23 protein-coding genes are annotated in these 22595 nt (G+C 67.8%); 6 read left to right on the top strand and 17 right to left on the bottom strand.

Translation table 11 applies throughout. The features are described from left to right. Positions 1-203 precede the first annotated feature (203 nt). Positions 204-638, top strand: a complete 435-nt coding sequence (locus tag ACFSL4_RS18685) for a pyridoxamine 5'-phosphate oxidase family protein (RefSeq protein WP_381084005.1) — start codon at positions 204-206, stop codon at positions 636-638. Positions 639-755: 117 nt separating this feature from the next. Continuing rightward, entirely contained in the window at positions 756-1319 is a 564-nt protein-coding gene (locus tag ACFSL4_RS18680; protein WP_381084003.1) for an HD domain-containing protein, read from the top strand. A 17-nt stretch (positions 1320-1336) separates the two neighbouring features. On the opposite strand, the gene ACFSL4_RS18675 is transcribed toward ACFSL4_RS18680, so the two are convergent. Genes ACFSL4_RS18675 through ACFSL4_RS18665 form a run of 3 tightly spaced genes read right to left on the bottom strand, consistent with a single transcriptional unit; the run spans position 1337 to position 2824 of the window. Beyond that, positions 1337-1804, bottom strand: a complete 468-nt coding sequence (locus tag ACFSL4_RS18675; RefSeq protein WP_381084001.1) for an NUDIX hydrolase — start codon at positions 1802-1804, stop codon at positions 1337-1339. Then, complete coding sequence (locus tag ACFSL4_RS18670) at positions 1791-2123, bottom strand: hypothetical protein (protein WP_381083999.1); 333 nt, start codon at positions 2121-2123, stop codon at positions 1791-1793. Before ACFSL4_RS18670 ends, ACFSL4_RS18675 begins: the two co-directional genes overlap by 14 nt. Positions 2124-2164: 41 nt before the next feature. After that, positions 2165-2824, bottom strand: coding sequence for an HAD family hydrolase (locus ACFSL4_RS18665; RefSeq protein WP_381083997.1), 660 nt, complete (start codon positions 2822-2824; stop codon positions 2165-2167). 289 nt (positions 2825-3113) lie between these two features. On the opposite strand from ACFSL4_RS18665, the gene ACFSL4_RS18660 reads away from it, so the two are divergent. Next, positions 3114-3797, top strand: a complete 684-nt coding sequence (locus tag ACFSL4_RS18660) for a DUF899 family protein (RefSeq protein ID WP_381083995.1) — start codon at positions 3114-3116, stop codon at positions 3795-3797. Positions 3798-4178: 381 nt separating this feature from the next. Here ACFSL4_RS18660 and ACFSL4_RS18655 read toward each other — a convergent pair whose 3' ends face one another. The 14 genes from ACFSL4_RS18655 to ACFSL4_RS18590 form a co-directional block, all read right to left on the bottom strand. Then, positions 4179-4976, bottom strand: coding sequence for an SMI1/KNR4 family protein (locus ACFSL4_RS18655; RefSeq protein ID WP_381083993.1), 798 nt, complete (start codon positions 4974-4976; stop codon positions 4179-4181). Between the two features lie 147 nt (positions 4977-5123). After that, a complete protein-coding gene (locus tag ACFSL4_RS18650) occupies positions 5124-7088 on the bottom strand; it encodes an ATP-binding cassette domain-containing protein (protein WP_381083991.1) in 1965 nt (654 codons plus the stop codon). Between the two features lie 257 nt (positions 7089-7345). Then, positions 7346-8377, bottom strand: coding sequence for a phosphotransferase enzyme family protein (locus tag ACFSL4_RS18645; protein ID WP_381083989.1), 1032 nt, complete (start codon positions 8375-8377; stop codon positions 7346-7348). A gap of 5 nt (positions 8378-8382) precedes the next feature. Continuing rightward, positions 8383-8970 carry a hypothetical protein gene (locus ACFSL4_RS18640; RefSeq protein WP_381083988.1) on the bottom strand — a complete coding sequence of 196 codons (588 nt, stop codon included), beginning with the start codon at positions 8968-8970 and terminating at the stop codon, positions 8383-8385. A gap of 127 nt (positions 8971-9097) precedes the next feature. After that, positions 9098-9598, bottom strand: a complete 501-nt coding sequence (locus tag ACFSL4_RS18635; protein WP_381083986.1) for a LuxR C-terminal-related transcriptional regulator — start codon at positions 9596-9598, stop codon at positions 9098-9100. A gap of 34 nt (positions 9599-9632) precedes the next feature. After that, positions 9633-11057, bottom strand: coding sequence for a glutamine synthetase family protein (locus ACFSL4_RS18630; RefSeq protein ID WP_381083984.1), 1425 nt, complete (start codon positions 11055-11057; stop codon positions 9633-9635). After that, positions 11057-12589 carry an amino acid permease gene (locus tag ACFSL4_RS18625; RefSeq protein WP_381083982.1) on the bottom strand — a complete coding sequence of 511 codons (1533 nt, stop codon included), beginning with the start codon at positions 12587-12589 and terminating at the stop codon, positions 11057-11059. Before ACFSL4_RS18625 ends, ACFSL4_RS18630 begins: the two co-directional genes overlap by 1 nt. Positions 12590-12671: 82 nt before the next feature. Beyond that, complete coding sequence (locus tag ACFSL4_RS18620) at positions 12672-13676, bottom strand: hypothetical protein (RefSeq protein ID WP_381083980.1); 1005 nt, start codon at positions 13674-13676, stop codon at positions 12672-12674. Positions 13677-13891: 215 nt separating this feature from the next. Then, complete coding sequence (locus ACFSL4_RS18615) at positions 13892-14086, bottom strand: hypothetical protein (protein WP_381083978.1); 195 nt, start codon at positions 14084-14086, stop codon at positions 13892-13894. After that, positions 14086-14526, bottom strand: a complete 441-nt coding sequence (locus tag ACFSL4_RS18610) for a hypothetical protein (protein ID WP_381083976.1) — start codon at positions 14524-14526, stop codon at positions 14086-14088. The genes ACFSL4_RS18615 and ACFSL4_RS18610 overlap by 1 nt, the downstream gene beginning before the upstream one ends. Before the next feature lie 109 nt (positions 14527-14635). Continuing rightward, entirely contained in the window at positions 14636-15874 is a 1239-nt protein-coding gene (locus ACFSL4_RS18605) for a helix-turn-helix domain-containing protein (protein WP_381083974.1), read from the bottom strand. A gap of 543 nt (positions 15875-16417) precedes the next feature. Continuing rightward, entirely contained in the window at positions 16418-16885 is a 468-nt protein-coding gene (locus ACFSL4_RS18600) for a PPC domain-containing DNA-binding protein (RefSeq protein ID WP_381083972.1), read from the bottom strand. A gap of 33 nt (positions 16886-16918) precedes the next feature. Then, positions 16919-17917 (bottom strand): asparaginase, encoded by a 999-nt coding sequence (locus tag ACFSL4_RS18595; protein WP_381083970.1) that lies wholly within the window; start codon positions 17915-17917, stop codon positions 16919-16921. A 63-nt stretch (positions 17918-17980) separates the two neighbouring features. Continuing rightward, the gene (locus ACFSL4_RS18590; RefSeq protein ID WP_381083968.1) at positions 17981-19384 is read right to left on the bottom strand and encodes a helix-turn-helix domain-containing protein; all 1404 of its coding nucleotides are present in this window, start codon (positions 19382-19384) and stop codon (positions 17981-17983) included. A 608-nt stretch (positions 19385-19992) separates the two neighbouring features. Between ACFSL4_RS18590 and ACFSL4_RS18585 the strand changes: the two genes are divergently transcribed. The 3 genes from ACFSL4_RS18585 to ACFSL4_RS18575 all read left to right on the top strand — a co-directional run bounded on the left by ACFSL4_RS18585 (position 19993) and on the right by ACFSL4_RS18575 (position 22404). Beyond that, positions 19993-20409 carry a hypothetical protein gene (locus tag ACFSL4_RS18585; protein ID WP_145869522.1) on the top strand — a complete coding sequence of 139 codons (417 nt, stop codon included), beginning with the start codon at positions 19993-19995 and terminating at the stop codon, positions 20407-20409. A gap of 613 nt (positions 20410-21022) precedes the next feature. Continuing rightward, positions 21023-21874, top strand: a complete 852-nt coding sequence (locus ACFSL4_RS18580; protein ID WP_381083966.1) for a protein kinase family protein — start codon at positions 21023-21025, stop codon at positions 21872-21874. Continuing rightward, entirely contained in the window at positions 21871-22404 is a 534-nt protein-coding gene (locus ACFSL4_RS18575) for a GNAT family N-acetyltransferase (protein WP_381083964.1), read from the top strand. Before ACFSL4_RS18580 ends, ACFSL4_RS18575 begins: the two co-directional genes overlap by 4 nt. Positions 22405-22595 lie beyond the last annotated feature (191 nt).

Below are 22595 nucleotides of genomic sequence, written 5' to 3'. Positions count from 1 at the left end.
CTTCAAGTCCTGACACGCACACCTCAGCTGCCCTCCCTGGCGCGCGCAGAAGTTGTCAATCCGAGACCTACACACCAATGGACAACTCGAAGATTTAGTCAGTAGTCGGTGTAAATCGATCCTGCCCGTCGCGCGCAAAAGGGGATGTGGTCGTCGTCACTTCGGGGCAGTTCGGGCATCGCTCGCTATTACGCTTTCCAGCCATGTCAAGCGAAATACGCAACCGAGGCGATGACTACGTGGAGTTCTGGCGGGAGCACCACTTGTGCACCCTGACGACGGTTCGCCCTGACGGTAGTCCGCACGTTGTGCCTGTCGGGGTCACCGTTGACGCCGACGCCAACATCGCTCGGGTTATCACCCGCAAATCCAGCAAGAAAGTCGCCAACATCCTTGCCACGCAACCCGGTCAGGCCCGGGTAGCCGTCTGCCAGGTCGACGGAGGGCGCTGGGCCACGCTGGAGGGCACAGCGGAAGTCCGCACGCACCCGGATGTCGTCAGCGACGCCGTGGCGCGCTACGGCAGCCGATACGGTCGGATGCCGGCTCCGGACCCTGAGCGCGTGGTCATCGAGATCACGATCGAGCGAGCCATGGGCTACGTGGATGTGCCCAAGCCAAGGCCCGGACGTCGCTGACCAGGTGTCCTGTCCACGGTGGTGACAGCGCGTCTACAACGTCAGCGCGAGCCAAGGACCGATCGCAGGCACTTCTCGCCGTGGTCCGCCGCCGGAACGAAAGGTACGCTCGCTGCCATGGCTGCGGTCGGTTGGGCGTACGAACTTGCGGAGTCCCTGCTCGCTGAGCCCCTGCCCCGCCGGTGGGCCCACAGCCGCGGTGTGGCGGCCCGCGCCGAGTCGCTGGCTCCGGTCCTCGGAGAGGATGCCGAGGCGCTCGGAGCAGCCGCGGTGCTGCACGACATCGGATACGCGCCGGCCGTGGCGCTGACGGGCTTCCACCCTCTGGACGGGGCTCGCCGCCTGCGAACGCTGCCCGGGGTGGACGAGCGGGTCGTTCAGCTGGTGGCCAACCACTCCTTCGCCCTGCTCGAAGCCGAGGAGCGCGGGCTGCGGGAGACCCTGGCGGCAGAGTTTCCGCAGCTGGATGACGAACTCCTGGTGGATGCCCTGGTGTACTGCGACATGACCACCACACCCGACGGATTGCCGACGACGTCGCACGCGCGGGTGGACGAGATCCTCGGTCGCTACGGCACGGACAGCGTGGTCGGACGGTTCATCCGCCGGGCTACACCCGCCATCCACGAGAGCGTGGCGCGGGTGCGAGCACGGGCTCACGAGGCCGGGCTGGCGCTATAGGCCGCTATAGGCCCCGCTCAGCCCAGATAGGGGTAGTTGCCGGAGAGGTAGTGGCCGATCTGCTCCCGCATGCTGGCGTGGATGTCGAGGCCGTCGAGTTCCTCCGGCAGCACCCAGCGCACGCCGTCGGCCTCGTCGTTCACCGCTGGAGCGCCACCGACCGGGCGGCCGATGTAGGCGGCTTCGTACTGCTGCCGGATCTCTCCATCGGTGTACTCGATGATGTGTGCCGGGTTCGAGTAGACGCCGAGGAACCCCGTGACCTCGGCGACGATGCCGGTCTCTTCCTCACATTCGCGCACGGCGCAGTGCGCGGGGCTCTCACCGATGTCCTGGGCACCACCTGGCAGGGCCCACTGCCCGGTGTCGCGACGCCGCTGGAGGAGGATCGCGCCGTCGTCGTTGACGACGAGGAGGTTGCTGGCCGGGATCAGGGTGTTGGCCTTGGGTGCCTTCGAGTCGTTGTAGTACTCAGTCCTGCCCACGCTGGTGGTACTCCTGACAGTCGGGCGCCCAGGGGCGCGCGGTGTTCCATACGGCTTCGAAGCTCTCGGCGTAGCGGTCGCACCAGTCAGTGCCGTTCGTGCGCCGGAGCTGGAAGAGCGGGTTGGCGCTTGCCGGCTGGCCCCAGATATGGGGATTGACCAGTAACTGATCGTCGTATCGGAAGATCGAGTTGTACAGCGTCGTGTCGTGCAGCCGTACCTCGCAACCGGGGGCGCCGACCAGGCTGCGGTAATAGGCCAGCGAGGCCCGGATCTGGGCCGTATCCGCGAGGTCCGGCGCACGCTCGCCCCCTCGCATCCGGGACCTCGATGATCGCCTCTACGACTGGAACACGACGGTCAGCGCCCTTCAGCGTTGAACTTGGCGATCTTCTCCGGCAGCTCCGCAAGCGAGTCGATGCGCATCGTCGTGATCGCATCCGCGTCCGGTTCACGCTGCTGGATCACGCCCCAGGGGCCACGCCGGATCAGAGCGGTCAGGAGCCCCGCCTGCACGGCCGGGCGGATGTCGTTGTCGAGCCGGTCACCGACGTACAGAATCTCGCCCGGCTCGGCAGGCATCGCCTCGATGACACTCTCGAAGAACGTCACATCCGGCTTCGACACCCCCCAGTCGTCACTGGTGGCGATCATGTCGGATGGGAGGTCCAGCCCTCGCAGCAGGCCGCCGGCCCGCACGGTCTGATTTCCGGCGATGCCCACCCACAGCCCCGCCTCGCGCAGGGCAGCCAGCGTGGGCCGCACGTCCGGGTACAGGTCGTCCTCGCCAAACCATTCCGGCTGTCCGGCAGCCGCACGTTTCTCCCGCTCCTCGGTCAGGTCGAACCCGGGCCGAAACTCCTGGAACGTCTCCCGGTAGTCGCGCCCCTCCGCGATGACGGCACCGAACATCGCCGCGAAGGTGTGCCGTGGAACCCCCAGCCAGTCCGCCCACGTCCCGTACTCCCGGGTTTCGTCAACAAGGCACTCACCCACGTCGAATACCACCGCACGAATCATGCTCCGCAGGCTAGACGGTACGTGCGCTGCTCGTACCGTTCTTCCCGCCGCCGTCCGACGCCGTCGCGACGGCCGTCCCGGACACCCCGTTCCGCATCCCCGGCCTCCCTCCGTACGGCGACCGGCCTCCTCGCTCCACTCGCGGATCAGCACACCAGCCGGACCGCAGCGCAACTGTCGGCAAACCTCGGAGCCGCCATGAACTCAAGACACCGGTTCGGGGACACGGGGACGGGGAACTCGGGATCCGGACCGAGGGCCGGGGGGATGGCCACCCCAGGAGGACGCGATGATGCGGCACACCAGACTGGCCGGGGAATCAGCGGACTACCTCGCCGCCCGCGAAGAGCTGTGCCTGGCCGAGATCGAGCTCATGCGCCACCGCGAGAAGGTCGCGGCCCAGCGACGGGCCCTCCCGCAGGGGCCGCCCGTCGACGACTACGTCTTCCTCGAGGGCCCCGCCGACCTCGACGCCGGCGACACACCGGTCCGCGAGGTCACCCTGAGCGGGCTGTTCACCGCCCCGGACCGCCCGCTGATCGTCTACCACCTCATGTACGGCAAGCTCCAGACCGACCCCTGCCCGATGTGCACCCTGTGGATCGACGGCTTCAACGGCATCGCCCACCACATCGCCCGCAACGCCGACTTCGCCATCGCCGCAGCCGCCGACCCGCCCGCCCTGCGGCAGCACGCCCGCAACCGCGGCTGGCACCGGCTACGGCTCCTGAGCTGCGGCGACAACACGTTCAAGTACGACCTGGGCAGCGAGGACGAGGACGGCGAACAGGACTCCACCATTTCCGTCTTCACCCGCGACGGCGACAGCACGGTCCGCCATTTCTACTCCACCCACCCACGCATGGCCGACGACATCGACCAGCGCGGCATCGACCTCCTCGCCCCCGTGTGGCACCTCCTCGACCTGACCCCACAGGGCCGCGGCGACTGGTACCCGAGCCTCGACCACTGACCCGGGCCGGCGACTTACCGGAGTTACTCTTGTGCGCTACGTAACCTTACGGACGGTACGCCGCGAGCACGTCCGGCCAACCGCACGGCGAACTCCGCCGCAGGCGTCAGACACCCCACGTGCCCAACCTGGGGACTCCACCGCCGGCCCGATCCCCAGCCGCTCCGCCAGCACCTCCCCCAGCAGGTACGCATCCCCGCCACCGAGTCCGCGCAGACCCGCTGGCGCGCACTCACCGCCGCCCACCTGGTCGCCCTGGTCCACGCAGAAAGCCCGCTTCGCGAGCGGTCACCTCGTCGAACGCCCCGAGGACGCAGCGGCATGAACACTCTTCCCCGAAGACGCCGCCAACCAAGTGTCGGATGCCGTCGGCGGCGGGGTTCAGCCGCTTTCCCGGTAGTTCATGAACCAGTGGGTGTCGAAATAGCGGGCCATCGTGTACGGGTGGTGCGGGTCGACGAGGATGCGGCAGACGAACGCGGCGGCCTGGCAGTCGAAGAGAAGGTCCTCGCCGTCAAAGGACCGGACCACGACGGGCCAACGGTCGGGGTCGTCACCGTCGGCCCTCCAGCAGTACAGGTCCTCATGCTCCGTGCCCGCCCAGATGAGCAGCCCGTCCTCCCTGAGACCCGTCCACGGCTCCTGGTTCAGGCCCAGGAAACCGTCGAAGGCGCCCACGCCGAACGTCTCGACCATGCGCTTGTAGTCGCTCGGCAGCGCGGTGCCCAGGCGCGACTCCGCCTCCGCCCAGTCCACGTCCGGCCGCTGTGCGGGCTGTGTCCAGCCGGTGATCCGTATGAGCCGCTGCATCCAGTCGACGTCCTCGTCCGGAGCAACCGCCAAGGGTTCGGGCACCTCCCTGCGAGCGACCACCAGCACCGGCCGCTCGATCCCCTCTGCATCCCGCGCCGTGCCCGTGCCGACCCACTGATCCCCGTACGCCCACGCCCGCATCGTGACGGCCCGGTCCTCGAAGGGGACAAGGAGAGCCGCGCCCCTGGACTCGTCGACCGTCGGATCGGTGAAGCCATCGAGGACGAGGGTGCGCGGGGCACCGTACCTGCCGCCGAGCAGGTCGGTCAGCTCCTGCGGGTCCAGCTCGCTGGGCAGGTACATCCAGCCGTCCCCCGGGCCGAGCTGCGCCAGCAGGTCGTTGACGGTCACTTGCGTGAGCTCCATGACGGACAGTGAAGCGCACCGCACTGACAATGGACGTGCTCACAGACGTGTCTGACGTCAACCCGATAGGTGCTGGACCCCACCCCCGAGGAGACCGTCACTGGACGTAGCCATTGTCAACGGGATCGTAGATTTGCTCATCCGCTGCTAATGAACCGCCCTCATTGCTGACGAAGTCGCGGATCCTGGAGGGGCGGGGACACGCCCGGTGCGCTCGTTCTGCAGATCCCACAGTTCGCGGAACAAGCCGTCGCGCTGGGCGAGGAGTTCAGCGAAGGTACCGTCCTGGATGACGCACCCCTTGCTCAGGACAACGATGCGGTCCGCGATCGCTACATTGGTGAGCCGGTGGGTGACCAGGACGACGGCGCGGTCTGCGGCGAGGCGGCGGAGGCCGGTGAAGATGCGGTGCTCGGCCCGTGGGTCGAGGGCAGCGGTCGGCTCGTCCAGTACCAGGAGTCCGGCCGGCCGGTGGAACGCGCGGGCGAGCGCGATGCGCTGCCACTGTCCGCCGGAGAGTTCCTGTCCGCCCCACCATTCCTTGGCGAGCAGGGTGTTCAGGCCGTTGCGCAGACCGTCGACGACCTCGTCGGCGCCCGCCGCGTGAGCTGCAGTGAGTACCGCGGAGTCCCCCTCCTCCTTGGGCTGGCCAAGGGTGATGTTCTCCCGAGCTGACAAGGGCCAGTTCGCATAGGACTGCGGTACGACGGCGACCCGCTTCCAGGCCGCGTGCGCGTCCAACTCCCGTGCGTCGACCCCGTCCCACGTGATCGCTCCGCTGTCGGGCAGGTACAGCAAGGACAGGAGCTTGCTGAGCGTGGTCTTACCCGAACCGTTCTCGCCTACCAGGGCGACGACCTCGCCCCGCCGGACTTCCAGGGATACGTCGCTGACGGCCGGGCGATCGGCGCTCGGATACTTGAAGGTGACATTCTCCGCGCATACGGCCGTGGGACCGGCCGGCTCGTGGGTGCCGCGGTCGATGCGATGGCCGCCGGCTTCGTCGATGAAGTCGGCCCAGTCGTCCAAGTACATGCCGGTGCGGAAGAGCTGGGCGCCGTAGCCGACGATTCCGTCCAGCCCGGCGCTGACACGCCCCAAGGCGAGGAACGCCGTGCCGAGGGCGGCAACCGAGATCCGCCCGGCGGACACCAGGAGCGCCAGGGCCACCCAGACCACGGCGTGTGCGATGCCTCCCGCGGCCCCGCCGACCAGGGAGATCCGGGCGGCGCGCCAGGTCGCCTGGTCGGTGGTCCTGTCGATCCGCGCACCGGCCGTGCGGTACTTGCCGAGCAGGAACGGGGCCATGGTGTCGGAGCGGACCTGGTCGGCGGTCTGCTTGTCGACCATGTACCAGCGCAGCATCCCCAGCAGCCGGCGGTCCTTCGATGTGGCGAGTGAGGCGATGTAGCTGATGCGGGCCGCCCGCACGCTGGCCACGCCCTTCGGCAGCGCGGCGAGGACGAGCAGCGGCAGCAGCACGGGGTGCACGGCGGTCAGGACGCATGCGGAGGCGATCAGCGACGCCGACGCCGCGAGGATGTACTGGGTCTCCGTCAGGAGATCCCGGGAGACCTCCACGCCGCGGTCGGCTGCATCCCACCGGTCATTGTATCCGGGATTGTCGTACGCGGACAGTTCCGCCTTGGTCGCGGCGTCGAGGAGCTTGAGTTCGGCTTCGCGGGAGACACGAGGCGCCAGCCGGGCCGACAGCGAGGACGAGGCGATGCCCAGGAGGGCGCGCAGACCGATGGCCCCGGTCAGTACGAGCAAGGATGGCGCGGCGTCCATGAGTTGGGCACTGCTGATGCGCTGAGAGGTGATCAGCGGCTTGATCGCTCCGGTGGTGGCCATGAGCCCGAACGCTTCCAGCACCCCTGAGAGGACCTGTACGAGCAGCAGGGCGATGACCGTGTTGCGGTCCACTTGCCAGCCCAGGGCGAGGGCGCGACGGATCAACTGGGGTAGGCGGCGAGCCATGGAGCGGCTGGTGATGGCGTTGGCGGCCTCGATACGGCGGTCACCGGGGATGGCCAGCCTCAGCTCCTCGTCCGGTACCTCCGCGTCGTCGGGCAGTGTGGCCTCTTGGGCGGTTTTCGGGGTGGTCGTCATCGCCTCCGCCCCTCCGCCGTCATCTGGCGCCTTGCCCGGATGGCGTCGGCCGCGGTCACGGCGCACGGTGCGATAGCCTCGGCCGCCCGATACCGGCCGATCAATGTGCGATACAAGACGTCCCCCTGTGGGTGAAGTGCCGATGGGTGTCGGCGGTGGCTGAACCGTTTGGGCCGTCGCTGAGAACGGCGCCGCTGCTGGGCCGCCGCGCGTGCCAGCGCGGTCCGAATGAGCGGGCATGTCACGTCCCGCCTCCGTCATGTGCCAAGGCGGGCGAACGCATCGTCGAGGTCGTCGAGGTGGTTCAACAGGCTGCGGATGGTGGTCTGTCTCTCGCTCCAGTGCTGCTTCAGGTCCTCCTCGGCTTCCTGCGGGAGGCCGTATTCGGCAGTCGTGGCGCCATAGAAGCTGAACAGCATGTACAGGAGCGCGACCCGGGCGCAGGACCGCACCTCCGCCAGGGAGAGGCCGGGGTTCTCCGCGTGGTAGGCGCCCACCATCGCCAGCGCGCAGGCGGCCCATTCCGGGCTGTTGGCCACGGTGCGCGGGTCGAACGCCGCCCGGCCCAATTCCCAGGCCGGCAGTCCGGACGCGCAACGGAAGTCGATGACACCGGTGACGGCATCGGCGAGGACGATCAGATTGGTGCGGGTGAGGTCCGCGTGCAGAGCCTGTTCCACCAACGTGGCGGGCAACTGCTCCCGCAGTCGGTGGACATGAGCGTGCAGGTCCTCTTGCCGGTGACCGAGGTCGACCCGCAGTTTCCAGAGCCCGTCGTGTCCCTGCTGTAGCGCCGTGACCATCACGCTGTCGCACTTCGCGACCGCGTCGTCGACGGCGCCGGTCCGCCAACGGGACTGCTGCACACGCTTCGGTAGCGGATATGCGGCCAACACCCGGTGCATGCGCCCCATCACGACACCGATGTGCTCGGCGAGGGAAACCGTCATTGCCGAGGTGGCCACGCGACCGGGCGCCTCGTCGACGACCGCCCACACTCTGCCCTCCGAGATGGTGACGAGGTTGCCATCCGCGTCGGTCCACACGCGCGGTACGGGAAGCCGTGCGGCGCGGCAGTACTCCGACATGTCCAACGCGGCCCGTGCCGCATCCACGTCCGCGACCGATCGGTACTCCTTGACGAACAGCCGCAATCCGTCCGTGGTCAGAACCCGCCGGTTGATCGTGTCGGTGCCCATGGGTACCGGCTCGATCGCGTCGACAACGAACCCGTACCGGCCTTCCAGCACGTCAGCCGTCAGCTCCGCGCCCCAGTCCGCCTCGCTCATCCCCGTCACCGCTCTCTGCGCCTGGAGGGGCGGCGGACGGTGAACACGGTGAACGCGTTGTTCTCTGGGAGCTGCCCGCCCTCCGCGAAAGGGGAGAAGGTCTCTGTGAGAGCCGCCTCGAAGGCGTCCCGACCGTCGCCGAACAGATGCTGGGCTGTGAACGACGTCGAGTGCAGGCAGCCGATGACCTGGTCGGTGATCCGCCGGCCGTGGACGGGAACGGTCGTTGAGGTGGCATCGCAGCAGTCGGACGCGCGCAGCATCTCCTCGTACGGCGGTTCCACCGGGCTGAAGAAGGCGTCATCCGCGCGCCGCCGCTCACCAGGGAACTCCTGGACCACTGTTCGCGCGGCACGTTGCCAGGGGTCTCCCGTCCACGGGCTGCGATCGCGGAACACCGCGATCACGCCGTCTTCGTACCGGTCGGGCTCGCTATCGGTGTGTTGCCTGGCAGCCCTCAGCTCACCGCTGGGTCCGCCGACCTCCCGGGCCGACGGCAGGATGTCGCCGGCCCGGGGATGTCCAGCTGCGACCGTGTACCTGGCGGTCTCCGATCCCACCAACTGGTGGAGTGCGCTGGGCATATCGGTCATGTCGGTGCGCCCTTCCGCTGGCTGAGTCGCCCGACCGAACCACAGTGTGCGACCGGCCGGGTGCGCAGGGTGTTCACGCCTGGGTGGATAGCTTGCCAAGAGCCACTGACATTGCGGCCTGAGCTGGTCATTTGCATGCCCGGAGACGAAGGACGGTGCCGGAGGCCATCTCGAGGAGGGACTCGCCCAGAACCCCGTATCTCCAGCCGAGAGTCACCAGATGCGGGTCGTTGGCCGCCTCGACGCGCACCCGCAACGCTCGTACCCGTCCCAGGGCTTCATCGCGGCTGATGCGAGTGCGCGCCGCGTGCTCCGTCGACGTCGCACCGATGGCGACCATCCGCCACGTCTCGATCTCCGCGTCCGAGAAGGCCCCCGGGAAGGTGACCTTCTCCGGGCGCCGGAGCTGCTCGGTGACGAAGCAGGCATGGACGACTGCGGCCCGTCCGCGTACGCCGAACTTCTGTCCACAGTGCTTCAACTGCACGTTGATCGTGCCAGCGGTGATCATGAGCTCGCGGGCGATCGTGTCGGTGCTCTTGCCCTCCGCGACCTGCTGGACGATCCGGATCTGTGCGGGTGTCAGGTCGAGCGAGGTGCGGGACGGGCGCGCCGGTCGGGCACTCACGGAAGGTCTCGATCCTTTCGGGGAGGAATGGCTGTCAGGCGCGAGCCAGCCACCGACGCCGCTCGGCATCGGTGACCAGCCTCCGCTCGTGTTCGAGTTCCAGCTGGGACAGACGGGTGTAGTGCTCGACCACGGCGGTGCCGAATGCCTCCTGCGCGAGAGCGCTGTTCTGGAAGGCGGCGAGAGCATCGGCGAGGGTGGGCGGCACGGAGGTGCCGCCCACCCTGTAGGAGTTGCCGGTCTGTGGCGGACCGAGAGTGAGCTTCTGCTCGATGCCACGGTCAATGGCCGCCAGTGCCGCGGACAAGGCCAGGTAGGGGTTGGCATCCGCGCCCGGTACGCGGATCTCCAGATGCAGCCCCTCGCCGTGGCCGACGACGCGGACGGCGCAGGTGCGGTTGTCGTAGCCCCAGCTGAACGTGGTCGGGGCGAATGAGCCGGGCGTGAACCGCTTGTAGGAGTTGGTGTTCGGGGCGTAGAAGGGGGCCAGCTCGGGCAGGCCGGCGAGCAGGCCCGCGATGGCGTGCCGCCCAGTCTTGGACAGCTGGCCCTCGGGCTCGTTGAGCTGGCTGATGGCTTTGGACCACAGCGACACATGGAGGTGCATGCCGTTGGCCCGGCCGGTTTCCGGGGCTGCCATGAAGGTGGGCGCGAGACCGGCACGTGAGCCGAGGGTGCGCACCGCGTGCTTGAAGAGAAGGTGCCGGTCGCAGGCGGTGAGCGCGGGCCCGTACGGGAAAGTCACCTCGACCTGGCCAGGCCCGGCCTCGGTCTTGATCGCTTCCACAGGCATTGCGGCGCCCGCGAGCGCGCGCTGAAGGCGGCGGAAGAACCGGTCGGGGACCGGATCGTGGTCAAGGGCGTAGTCGAGGTTCTCCGACGCCAGGGGCTGCAGGTCCTGGTACCCGGCCTGTTCCGCTTCCGCGTATGTGCCCCTGTAGAGGACGAATTCGGTCTCGATCCCTGCCTTGGGGTGCAGACCGTGCCTGGACAGCCGGGTCATCTGCTGGTGGAGGATCTGGCGCGGTGCGATCTCAATGGGTGTTCCGTCGTGGGTCACGGCGTCGCCGAGCACGACGGCGGTACGCGGCAGCCACGGCAGCACCCGCAGGGTCGACAGGGCCGGCTGCACGGACAGGTCCTGATAGCCGGTCTCCCACGAGGTCAGCGCGAAGCCGTCCGCCGGGCTCATGTCGACGTCGGTGGCCAGGACGTAGGCGCACACCTCAGCGCCGTGATGCGCGACGCGCTTGAGGAAGTGGTTCGCGTCGTACCGCTTCCCCTTCAGCCTTCCCTGCAGATCGGGCACGGCGAGCAGCACCGTGTCGATCGCGCCCGCCTTGACGAGGTCCCGCAGGTCAGACAGGGAGGAGGCTCTCTCGGAGCGCCCGCCCTGCCCGGGAAAGGACGCGGCGGCGAGGCGTGGCATGGTGCCGTTGGTGCTCGTGGTGTGCGTCATCAGACGACCTCGTCTTCGTACGTGGCGGCCGAGCGGTCGAAGTTCTGGGCCGGCACGTCGTACGAGCTGCCCTGTTTCCGCCACCATCCCCAGGCCAGGGCGAGGACTGCGAGCAGAGCGATCGGCGCGTAGTTGAAGCTCTCCACGGACACCAGGCCACCGCCGGCGGGACGTGTCTGCGGCAGACAGAAGAGCACCGTCACGAACACCACCCAGATGACCGCGATCGTGCCGACGGCCACGCCCCAGTTGCCGAGATTCCACGGTCCGGGCCGGAACCGGTGGCGGTTCTTGATGCGCAGATAGATCGGGATCGCATAGGCCGGGGTGATGCCGATCACGTTGATGCTGGTGATCGCCGCGTACGCGACCGGGCTGTACAGGCTCGGCAGGGCCAGCACCGCGGCGCACACGACGGACAGCAGCACGGCCTTGCGCGGGGTGCCGGTGCGGCGGTCGATCTGCCGCCACTGGTGCGAACCCGGCAGCGCCCCGTCGCGGGAGAACGCGAACACCATCCGGGACGCCGCGGCGGTCTCGGCATTGCCACAGAACAACTGGGCGCTGATCACCACCAGGAGCAGTGCCTTCGCCCCCGCCACGCCCAGGGCGTCCAGGAAGATCTGCGCCGGCGGCACCCCCGTCGCCGTGTCCACGGTGCCTGCGTAGTCCTGGATGGCGAAGGTGAGCCCGGCCAGCAGCACGAACCCGGCCAGCCACGACCAGCCGATCGAGTGAATGATCCCGCGCGAGGCGGACACCTGGGCGTCGGTCGTCTCCTCCGACAGGTGCGCGGAAGCGTCGTAGCCGCAGAACGTGTACTGGGCAAGCAGCAGACCCAGTGCCGCCACGTACAGGGGGCTGGACCAGCCGGTGTTGTTGACGAATTCGCCGAACACGAAGTCGGCGGCCTGGTGGTGGGAGGGAACGATCGCCAGTGCTGCGACGATCAACGTGACGCCGCCGAGGTGCCACCAGACACTGATGCTGTTGAGGATGCTGACCAGCCGGACCCCAAACAGGTTCAGGGTGAGGTGCAAAGCGAGGATGCACAGGAAGATCACCATGATCCGGCCCGGCGTCGGCTCGAAGCCCCACTGCAGGTTGAACAGGGCGCCCGTGAACAGTGCCGCCCCGTAGTCGATGCCGGCGATTGCGCCGAGCAGGCCCAACAGGTTCAACCAGCCCGTGTACCAGCCCCATTTCCGGCCGCCGAGCTGCTCCGCCTGGTAGTACAGGGCCCCGGAGGTCGGATAGGCGGAGGTCACCTCGGCGAGGGCGGCGCCGATGAACATCACCATGGCGCCGACGGCGAGCCAGCCCCACAGCATCACCGACGGGCCGCCGGTGTTCAGGCCGAAGCCGTACAAGGTCATGCAGCCGGACAAGACGCTGATGACGCTGAAGGAGATCGCGAAGTTCCCGAACGGCCCCATGCGCCGGGTCAGCACGGGCTCGTAGCCCAGCTCCCGCAGGTATGCGTCATCGGACTTCCGGGGGGTCGCATGGTGGTTTGGACTCAAGCGGGACACAGGTCAGCCTCCAAGACTTGAACTGGGGAAATACGGACAGGCTCATGCCAATTGGTTGGGCGTGGTGGGCAGCAGATCCCGATCACGGGTGCGGCCCGGCACGGGGCCTACGGGCACGGGCGTAGGAGAAGGACTCGGCACGCGCTCGCAGGAGCAGCGCTTCGCCGGGGTCTGGTCCTGCGGCCCCGTCGTGGACCGACGCCCACGGCTCACGGGCTGCGTACGGGCCCATCGCCTCGAAGACCTCGGCGGCCTCCAGGTACTGGTGGCCCGCCCACAACGTGTAGGCGAGAAGGTTCAGATCGGTTACCGAACGCTGCCAGGCGGGTGCCTTGCGGAACCAGTCATGAAAGGCGGTCAGCGTGCAGTCGAGCGTCGGCTCCTGCGCCCACTGCCGCCGCCACAGCGGATCAGCACGCGACTGCCGCCGCTGCTCGATCTGCGCGTACGCCGGCAGAAGCAGCACCGGCGATCCGACGGGCCGCTGCGAGGCCACGGACCGGCCGAAGTCGAAGACCGCGGCCAAGGAAGCGCCCCACGGGCCCTCGACGGCGAGCATGAACTGCAGCACGCGGTGGTATGCCTCGCGGTTGTACGGATCACGCTGGTTGACCTCGTACAGCAGTCCCCACGGACCGCTGGGCAGCATCGGCTCGGCGGGCCTCATACGATGTTCCTGACGCAGCTGCCGTGTGTCGATCTGCGCCAGCGCCAGGAGACACACCCAGGGCACGGGATCATGCGGCGCGCGACGAGTTGCCAGCAGCGCCTCACGCCGCGCCCTGATCTCGAACTCCAGAGTCTGTCGATGCTGTTGGCGGTTCGCACGCAACGCCCGCTCGACAGCAACGCGAGCACTCATCAGCTGCGCGTCGTAGCTGTCGGGCTCTTCCTCGAGCCACAAGCCGACCACATCCGACCGGGCGGCGGCCACCGCCAACAGCTGAGTGCGCGATGTGCGCAGTGCCCAATGCGTACCGGTATCCAGCAGCAGTTCCCGCGCCGTTCTCCAGCGGCCCGCCTGTAACTCGATAAGCGCCACGCCCAGGTCGTCGTCGTGGCCGGCAGGGTGATACACGAGACGCATCAGAGTCCCTCGCCACGGATGGGGTGGTGACGGAACGCGAGGTCGAGGCTGCTCGCCGGGTGTGCTCGAACTGTGCGAGGTGGCGTCGTGCTCTGTGGATCGAACGTCGATGTCATCGGGGGCCTCAGGCAAGTTGGGGGGAATGGGGCCGCGAAGTGGGTGAGTGCTACCGCCGCCGGGAGGCAGGAGGCGACTCGGTCACCGAGTGGGACGGCCTAGAGACGAATCTGGCCGATCATGTCCGCGATGCTGGTCACGAACCGGTTGATGCTCGGGGCCATGGACGTGCTCGCCAGGAAGAACCCGAAGAGCCCGCAGACGACCGCGGGTCCGGGTTTCACGGACTTGCTGCGGATCAGAACGACCACGACGATGCCGAGCAACAGGACGAAGGAGATACTCAGCGCCATCAGGAGGCTGCTTCCTCCGCAGGCCCGCGCCGCTCCCGGCGAGCCTGGCTCAGCGCGCGGCGCAGAGCATCGGGCCGGGTCAGCGATCGCGGGCCTTGAGGGAAGACGTGCCAGTGCATCCCCGGAGGCGTCGTGCTCTCGGCGGACGGCACGACGACGTGACACTTCTGCCCCAGCGCAACGGTCCCCGGCTCCTCCCAGCGGGCCGCGGTGCCCACGGGAACCAGGAAGTACAGCCGGGGCTCCGGACCCTCGTGGTCCAGGATCACCGGGCCGACCGGTTCGTCACCCTCGCCAAGGATCTCGATCGCGCGCCGGCCCACAGCCTCCACGGCGCGTACGGCATCCCACCACTCGCCTGCCGAGCACAGCTCCGGCTCCTCGCCGATGGGCATCCAGCGCGGCGGGAGCGCGCGAGTTGCGGGATTGTCGTCAGACATGGAAAAAGCCTCCTCACCACTGCGTGTGAGGAGACCATTCCATTCAGCAAGCTATTGTGCGCGGACAGACTGTCCGTGGGGTTCGCTCACCAAAGCCCTTGACACAACCTCAGGTTGTGCTAAGTCCCGTCCAACTCCCGAATGCGGACAGTTCGTTGGAAGGGTGAGCGTCCATCCTGAGCAGCGCCGCAGCCGTCTCGCGCACGGACGGGTGGAACCGCGTGTGGTTGGGCGCGACCTTCCGTGCACGCTTGAGATCCGCGAAGGCACCAGCCCGGTCGCCCACAGCAAGCTTCGCGGAGGCCACGTCGATGAAGTGGTGGCTCGACCGCTCGCCGACGGTCGTAGCGGGCGGCGCCCACTCTCCGCCGGAAACCGGAGACCATTCAGTGAGGCGAGCGAGAGCCTGCTCGGTATCACCCATGTCGATCATCGCGTGCACCTCGTGGATGCGGATGTTCGTCGGTCCGAACGACATCTCGTACGCCAGAGAGTCGCGGTTGCCTGCCATGCCCGCGACCTGCTCCGCCTCCCTCAGGTACGCGTCGGCACGATCGGAGTTGTTCTCACGGGCTTCGAGAACGGCCAGCTTCAGCAGCAGCGCACCGTCGACGGCAAGCGCGTCCTGCGTGAAGGAGCGTTCCGGCTGGAACCGCTCCAGCTCGGTCCGCAGCGCGAGGAGCTTGCGACGTGCCGGCGAGTACGCGCCCTGGCGGAGCATCGCTCCCGCGACGAGGTAACCGGCCGTGAACTGCATCAGGGGGTCGCCGGAGCGGTCGGCCGCCCACCGGACGCGCTCCAGCGCCGTGTTCGACAGGTCGTGGTGGCCCATCTTGTGGGCCAGGGAGTTCACGGCACGATAGGCGCGCGCCAGGTGCCAGAACGCCTTGCTCTGGTCGCCGTTGCCGCCCCCGAGGGCTACGTGCGTCAACTCGGTGATGATCGGCGGCAGCAGGGGGCCCATCGGTGCGTAGCGGGCGTCGCGGCGCAGGGCCGCCACCTGGTCGACTTCCGAGGCGAGCACGGGAAGCGCGCGGGGTGCGATCTCCAGGTCGTCGGGGCTGTCGTAGCAAAGCAGGAGCCGGCGCAGTTCAGGGATGACAGCGTGGACGCCGTCTTCGGCTTCCGGCTCACCGTAGTAGGGCTGGCCGGTCAGGACCTCGGGGCCGAAGCGCAGCGCCTTCGCGAGTGCCAGCGTCAGCGACGGTGAAGCCTTCCGCGCGCCGGACTCCAACTTCTGCACATAGCTCGGGGAGACTGCGACCTTCTGTGCCAGTTGAGCGGCAGACAGCTTCCGTGTCCTGCGTGCTGTACGGAGACGATCTCCCAGCGTCAGGTTTTCACTCATCGGTGGATCTGTCCCTTCGCGATGGAGCACTCGCATCAGGGTACGGAAAACGCCCTAACCCGCGCCCCAAGTCACCAAGTGTTAACGGAGCTGGCAGCGGGGCGCCCAAGGGGCGAAGCCCCCTGGTATCGAGTCCGAGACTCCCAGCACGGTTTGAGGAACCCATATAAACGCGGCAAGTAGGGGCGAAATGGTCCAGATTTGAGGACTATTTCGGCTCGGTAGTCAAGAGCCGGGGAACAACTGCTTACGGACAGATTGTCCGCGATTCTCTTCGACTGCCGCGATCGACGAGCCCCATCCGTTACGGACAGTGGTCACGCACTTCGCTCGACGGGACTACCTGACCGTGTTGCCTCATTCTCTCCTGAAGTACGGCACCGGTGCTATCTCGTGCGAGGAATGAGGCGAGAGTGGCTGAGAGTAGATGCCGGTACGCCACGCCTCTCTACGGCAGCGGACTCCGCACTGCGCACAACACGGCGAGTTCGTGTGCGTGCTCGCCGCCGTCCACGATCACGACCCCGTCGAACCACGAGGGCATTACTCCGGAGCACCGAATGTGAGCAGTGGCACGTCGTACATTTCAGGGTTTCGAGGCCGGGTCATGGCCGGTGAGGTCACTTCGACGATGAAGAGTTCGCTGAGGAACTGCACCTTGGCGCTCAGGAGGTGACTGGTACGGCCGTCGGCCGACTGCGCCTTCAGCCCGGCGGAGACGTGGATGTGCGGCAGGATGCCTCCCGTCTCCGGATCGTGGGCGATTGTTCCAGCACCGAAGGCTTCGACGTTGGTGACATAAGTCTTGGCCCAGACCGGGGCGTCCGGGTCTTCGAGTTTCTCGCAGGCGCCGACGATCTCGGCTTCGGCGAACGCACCGATGAACGAGGGAATGTAGCCCTGCCGCACTCCTTGGTCCCGGCAGAACGTGGAGAGCGCGTCGAAGAAGTCCTCGCCGTGGTCGAAGGTGACGCCGAATGTCCGGCCGGTGTTCAGTACATGGGCACGCATGCGGGTCCTCTCGGGCAGGGCTGACGTGCAGGATCAGCGCGCGAACGCGGCGAACTTCTCAGCGATGCTCTCGCGATCCGTGTCCTGGGCGAGCAACGCTTGGAGCAAGAGGCGTGCCTGATACGGACCGAGGTCGCCGGCCGGGATGAGCCCCCGGTTGATCAAGTCCTTCTCCGATCCGAGGAAACCGTACGTTCCGGTCAGGACCGGGCCGTTGCCGATGCGCGAGGCGAGCACCACGGGAACACGTACGGCGAGCCGTTCGAGGCTCTCGACGAGTCGCTGAGGGACGTGTCCCACGCCGAAGGCGGCGACGACGAGCCCGTCGCACTGGCCGGACCAGGCTCCGAGCAGCGCGCCGTCGTCGCCGAGGCTGACCGTGTAAAGGCCCACGCGTGCGTCACGGACCGCCGGCGCCAGGGGATCGAATCGCTTGGGCGGCGGGGAAGCCAGCCGTACACGGTCCTCCGCGATCCGGCCGATGGGGCCGACGCCGGGTGACGCAAAGGCGGCCGGGCTGGTGGTGTGGGACTTACGGACATGCCGTGCCGCGTGGATCTCGTCATTCAGGACGACCAGCACCCCGGCTCCACGCAGTTGCGGGTCGGCTGCCGCGATAACGGCCGCGTACAGGTTGGCCGGTCCGTCAGGCCCGGCCATGGCGGGATTGCGCATGGCACCGGTAACGACGACCGGCTGGTTGTGACCATGGCGGAGGTCGAGGAAGAACGCCGTCTCCTCAATAGTGTCGGTGCCCTGTGTGATCACGATCCCGTCGACATCGCCGCCGTCGAGGACCTTGTCGATCTCCGTGCCGAGCTCCGTAAGGTCGTCGAAGGTGAGCGAGGCACCGGGCACCCGGCGGAAGTCGTGCACGCGCAGCTCAATGCCGTGACCATCCAGGCCAGGGACAGCGGCCAGAAGGTCGTGGGCGGAGAGAGCCGGCACGACTCCTCCGGTCGCCGGGTCGGTGGTCATAGCGATGGTGCCGCCGAGAGAGTAGACAGCCACCGTTCGTGTCACGCCTGCCATAGCCCCAATTTCCGATCCACGCAGCCTGGTTGGATCTCGACCTCAGAGATCTTTCCGTGCAGGCTATCGGGTCGCTCCCACAGGGTCACCGGCCTCGGACCGCAACTCGGCCGCCACGTACGCGCAGGCCCTGTCCAAGGCATCAAGGCTGAGATGGCGGCTTCGTGGCCTGGCGAGGCCGGTGGTTCCCACAGCGGCAAGCTGTCCGCAGCGGTGAGTCAACCAAGCTCGCTCAAGGCCGAGGTAGTCCGAAGTCGCCGCCAAGCGCTCCCCGGAGGTCGATCCCATCGTGACGCTATGTGCTCGCGCGTGGCCCGTGATGCCCGCGAAGGCCCGCAGGGAACGGGCCCCGGAAGTCAGAGCGGTCTGGGGCGCGGATTCAGCGCGTACCCAGGTCGCTATGGCGGCCCGGTGACCAGGAACGAGCGCGAAGCCCTCTGTTTGCTGGAGGTCCGTCTCATCGGTCACCCAGGTCGTGATGCCGTACGACTCCATCAGCGCGATCGCGAGGAACAGCAACACGCGCTCGTACATGGGCGAGGCGGCGACCTCTTGGTGGGGAACGCAGAAGGCTCGTCCAACGCCGTCGTGTGCTCGCGCGGGAGCCATCAACTCAAGATAGCGGTGTTTGTGCTCGAAGAGCAGCCAGGTCGCGGCTTCCTCCCCTCGCTGTTCGCGGGTCCAGAAGACCGGATCGCCGGCCAGCTGGTCGCGCTGGTCGAGGATGAACCGGGCGCATGCCCGCGAGCCGACGAGCATCTGGGAGCCGTCGGTGAGGCCATCAAGAGTGACCGACTGACGGCCTACTCCTGACAAGTCCTGTGATGGAAGGTCCAGTTCTCCGTAAAGTGCTGCGTCGTCGCCAAGGATGGCGGAGTCGAACCCTGCCGCAGCCCAGAGGATCCCCAAGGTGAAGTCGTCGAACTCGTAGGCCATGGGAATGGCGAAGGGCCTTCCGGCTTCGTCACGGACGCCCCCGCGCACGTCCGTGACGAAGTACCGCTCTGTCCCGTCTCCGCTGTGGTGCACGGCGAGCAGGGCCCTGAGCAGCATCCGACTCCATGCCTCGGCCTCCCCGCTCGACGCGAGAAGCAGAGCGTCGCCCTGTAAGGAGGCGACTGGCCCTGTCAGCGTGGGAAGCGCCGTAGGCGGCAGGTTCCGCCCGGCGGGCAGAAGGAGCTGCCCGTGTCCGTCAGGAAGCGTCAGGTGGTTGCCCAAGCTGTCCGCCATCGACGACGGCCGGTCGACGTCGGGTAACGGTCCCAGGAGGCCGTCAGGCACTCCAAGGGCCTCGCTCCACTGTGCGAGCTGGCGACGGTCGCGGATCTTCTTCCGGCCGCGCTCCAGCCGGCTCACTTCGGCTTGGTCGATGTTGACGAGCCGGGCGACCGCTGCCTGTGAGAGGCCGGTGTGTTGCCGGAAGAGCCGCACGACCACACCGAGATCCCAGGCACGGATCGCCGCCACGACTGCGGGTTCCACCCAGAACTCACGTCCGACCCGGGGTACTACACCGCCCCTCTGGCAGGGCCCACACCGCGGTCCTACGTTGAATCGGCTGAGCGTCGCACGGCACACCGAACAGTGCCGCTCCACCCCGCGAGCCATCCCGGTCTCACCCCTAGGTGATCAGGCGTATCCCCCAGCTGCCGAACGTTTCACAGGACTACTTTGCCGCGCCGGCCGATCACCCAAACACGGCAGCGGAAGCTCGGTGGCAAGGTGGCCGGTCCCTAGAAAGCCCCTCTTCGGGTTCCTGAACGGACCCCTCAACTGCGCTCCGAGTCCGCGCAGTTGGTTTGCCGCCCCTAGCACAACATGCTGATCCGTCAACTCTCCTCGCTCCGGAAACCTGTGGACAACCTGTCCGCTCACGATGTGTGCGAACTGGAAGGGTCTCCACCACGAGATGCCGGTCATCCGAGCCCCCGACCTGACCGGTCGGTGCAGCCGCGCGGGGCCCGCCGAGTCTCCGCGATCAACTGCACGGCGGGTGCCAACCGGCCTTGGGACAGTCCCGAGGGATTCCCGGCACTCGTTCCAAGACCGCTTCCGCCAGACGAGAGGAGTTCAGCGTGACCGCTGTCCAGACCCCCGAGAGGACCGAGCTGGGCAAGTTCTTCCAGGTCTCGGTTCGGCAGTTCGACGCTGGCCAGGTCGCGCCCGAGATGTTCTCGGCCGCCATCGACGCCGAGTGGCACCAGCTCCTGGACAAGCCCGAGTACGCGGAGTTCTGCGCGCAGAGCGCCGGCCGGCTGATCAACCACGTGGAGAACACCGGCTACGGCCGGATCTCCTGGGTCGACGCCTACGTGGAGATGTTCGGCCCGCTGCCCGAGGTGTGGTTCACCGGCGCGGACGGGGTGCTCGACGAGCGGGCCATGGCGCGCTACCGCGAGACCGGCGAGGTGTGGGCGGAGTGGGACTGCAGCCCCATCCCGGGCGACGGCGGCGACGTCGCACCGAAGATCTCGGCACTCGCGGCCGGATGACGACCGGCCCTCTGACCGGAGCGTCCTGGTCCCGTGCCAGGGCGCTCCGCCTGGTCGAGCCACGTACCACGGCTCCGCGGACCGTGGACATCACGGGCTACCTCGACCGTGTGTCCGCGCACTGCCCCTACCTCGCGCCTTCCCTTCGACACGGTCTGACGGCCTGGACGGTGTACGAGATCGCAAGCAGCGATCCCGAGTCCGTGGAAGCTGGTCTGTTCCATGCGGGAGTGCAGGCCGCGGAGTGGGTTCGTCCACTCGCGGCTCGCCCAAGAGGCGCTCTCGTCTGTGAGAACGTCGTCATCCTGGGGGACGTCCAAGGAGTCGAACACCGTGAGTTGATGGCGTGGCCGCACTGGGCACTGAAGAACCTGTACGGCCCTGTCGGTGTCATGTTCGGGAAGTTCCAGGGAGGCGAGCAGCGGCTCGACAGATCAAGCCGCCCGATCCCGCCTCCCCCGTGTTCGTTCCTCCCTGTTCGCCCCGCCGTGAGAGCCCGCGACCCGCAGTTTCTGAAGGACACCCCTGATCTCGCGGATGCCCTCTCGGTCGCGGTAGACGATGGGAGCGATGTCCTCGAGCGAATCTCACACGATTGGCAGGCGGTAAAGGCATGGTCGCGTTCCCTCCCTGTCCCCCCGAAGCCCTCGCAGCCGCGGAAGCCGCCTGCGGCGGCACTGTCGACCTGAAGGAGCTGACCAACCGGCGTGGCTCCGCGGTCTGGAAGGCCGCCGGCCCCGAGGGCACGGTCGCGGTGAAAATCGGATACGACGACAATGTGGCCGCCACGCTGCGAGAGGCAACCACCCTGGTGGCCATGGGCGTTGCCGAATACGAGGCGGTCTCCGGTTCGTACGACGGCGGCTCGTGGCTCGTCACGCCCTGGTTCACCGGCCCCTCCACCTGGGCGGTCTTCACCCCCGCTCGCGAGGGCACAGGCGGGCGTGAGGCCGCTCTCCGAGGTGGCGCTGACCTGTGCCGGTCAGTCGCCGACCTGCACGCCTCCGGATGGATCCACGCCGACCTCCAGCCTTCCCACGGCATCCACACCCCGGCGGGCGTCCGCCTGATCGACTTCGCCTGGTCCTGGCACGAGGGCGAGGAGCCGGTCAGCGGCTTCAGCGGTGGCATCGTGCATCTCATGGCACCGGAACTCGCTGCCGCCGTCGCACGCGGAGACGGTCCGGTGACACCGACGCGCGCCAGCGACACGTACGCCCTCGCCGGTGTCCTGTGGACGTGCGCCTCGGGGAGCTGGCCACTCGACTACAAGGCCGCGGGTATCGACCGGAAGGCCGCGGGCCCGGACGGGGTTCGAGACGCGATCGCCACTGGCCGTCTGCCCTTCGCACCCGCAGTGTGGCCCGAGCTCCAGGACGCCCTCCGGCCCGCGCTCGCTGCCGTACCCGAGGACAGGCCCACGGCCAGCGAACTGGCGGAGCTCCTGCTCAAGGTTGAGCCGTGATCTCGCTCCGCGAGGTGACCCTGACCGACGCACCCGCTGTCCGCCGCATCTACAGCGCCGCTTCCGTGAGGTACCTGCCGCGAGCGCCCCTGACCGCTGAGAACGCTACCTCTTGGGTGACCGATCGCATCGCCGAACGTCGTGCGACGCCACGGATGCTGTACTGCTTCGGCATCGATCACGCTGACGACCTGGTCGGCGTGATCAAGCTACGCCCCGCCCGTACCTCGGCGGCGCTCAGCTACATCCTTCGAGACAACGCATGGGGTCACGGGTACGCCACCACGGCGGTGGCGCTCGTGCTCGACTTCGCCTCCACCACGCTCGGCCTGGCCTCCGTTGACGCCAAGCACCACCCCGACAACAACGCTTCCGGGCGGGTGCTGATCAAGTCCGGATTCACCTGCACCGGCCGCTCCGCGGAGGCCATCACGTACATGAGGAACCTCGCCCCGGGGCCAGGAGCACGGTCCGCATGCGCGAACGCCTGTCGGACGGGGCGACGACAGCACGCTCATAAACACTCATAAGCAGGAGGGCTGTTCACCGTCATTGTGGAGTGCGGGCCAACCGCGCGTGCTCCGCATCTCGCGGTGGCTCCCCATGGAGGTGAAGCCGTGCGTAGGCAAGGGACCACGTCTGGCAAGGGCCAGATGATGACCTTGACGCTCAACACCAGGCAGTCCACAAGGACACCTCGGCTCCGGTGCTCTCTGGCTGC

Origin of the sequence: Streptomyces caeni (assembly GCF_042678285.1) — a bacterium.
In the GTDB taxonomy this organism is placed as follows: Bacteria; Actinomycetota; Actinomycetes; order Streptomycetales; family Streptomycetaceae; genus Streptomyces; species Streptomyces caeni.
This window is presented reverse-complemented; position numbering and strand designations above follow the sequence as displayed.

What these genes read in the sequence shown, in the direction of transcription:
- ACFSL4_RS18650 (WP_381083991.1), bottom strand. Translation starts at nt 7,088, where the DNA reads ATGACGACCACCCCGAAAACCGCCCAAGAGGCCACACTGCCCGACGAC.
- ACFSL4_RS18645 (WP_381083989.1), bottom strand. Translation starts at nt 8,377, where the DNA reads ATGAGCGAGGCGGACTGGGGCGCGGAGCTGACGGCTGACGTGCTGGAA.
- ACFSL4_RS18595 (WP_381083970.1), bottom strand. Translation starts at nt 17,917, where the DNA reads ATGGCAGGCGTGACACGAACGGTGGCTGTCTACTCTCTCGGCGGCACC.
- ACFSL4_RS18600 (WP_381083972.1), bottom strand. Translation starts at nt 16,885, where the DNA reads ATGCGTGCCCATGTACTGAACACCGGCCGGACATTCGGCGTCACCTTC.
- ACFSL4_RS18685 (WP_381084005.1), top strand. Translation starts at nt 204, where the DNA reads ATGTCAAGCGAAATACGCAACCGAGGCGATGACTACGTGGAGTTCTGG.
- ACFSL4_RS18670 (WP_381083999.1), bottom strand. Translation starts at nt 2,123, where the DNA reads ATGCGAGGGGGCGAGCGTGCGCCGGACCTCGCGGATACGGCCCAGATC.
- ACFSL4_RS18630 (WP_381083984.1), bottom strand. Translation starts at nt 11,057, where the DNA reads ATGACGCACACCACGAGCACCAACGGCACCATGCCACGCCTCGCCGCC.
- ACFSL4_RS18640 (WP_381083988.1), bottom strand. Translation starts at nt 8,970, where the DNA reads ATGACCGATATGCCCAGCGCACTCCACCAGTTGGTGGGATCGGAGACC.
- ACFSL4_RS18655 (WP_381083993.1), bottom strand. Translation starts at nt 4,976, where the DNA reads ATGGAGCTCACGCAAGTGACCGTCAACGACCTGCTGGCGCAGCTCGGC.
- ACFSL4_RS18610 (WP_381083976.1), bottom strand. Translation starts at nt 14,526, where the DNA reads ATGTCTGACGACAATCCCGCAACTCGCGCGCTCCCGCCGCGCTGGATG.
- ACFSL4_RS18660 (WP_381083995.1), top strand. Translation starts at nt 3,114, where the DNA reads ATGATGCGGCACACCAGACTGGCCGGGGAATCAGCGGACTACCTCGCC.
- ACFSL4_RS18615 (WP_381083978.1), bottom strand. Translation starts at nt 14,086, where the DNA reads ATGGCGCTGAGTATCTCCTTCGTCCTGTTGCTCGGCATCGTCGTGGTC.
- ACFSL4_RS18580 (WP_381083966.1), top strand. Translation starts at nt 21,023, where the DNA reads ATGGTCGCGTTCCCTCCCTGTCCCCCCGAAGCCCTCGCAGCCGCGGAA.
- ACFSL4_RS18680 (WP_381084003.1), top strand. Translation starts at nt 756, where the DNA reads ATGGCTGCGGTCGGTTGGGCGTACGAACTTGCGGAGTCCCTGCTCGCT.
- ACFSL4_RS18665 (WP_381083997.1), bottom strand. Translation starts at nt 2,824, where the DNA reads ATGATTCGTGCGGTGGTATTCGACGTGGGTGAGTGCCTTGTTGACGAA.
- ACFSL4_RS18605 (WP_381083974.1), bottom strand. Translation starts at nt 15,874, where the DNA reads ATGAGTGAAAACCTGACGCTGGGAGATCGTCTCCGTACAGCACGCAGG.
- ACFSL4_RS18620 (WP_381083980.1), bottom strand. Translation starts at nt 13,676, where the DNA reads ATGCGTCTCGTGTATCACCCTGCCGGCCACGACGACGACCTGGGCGTG.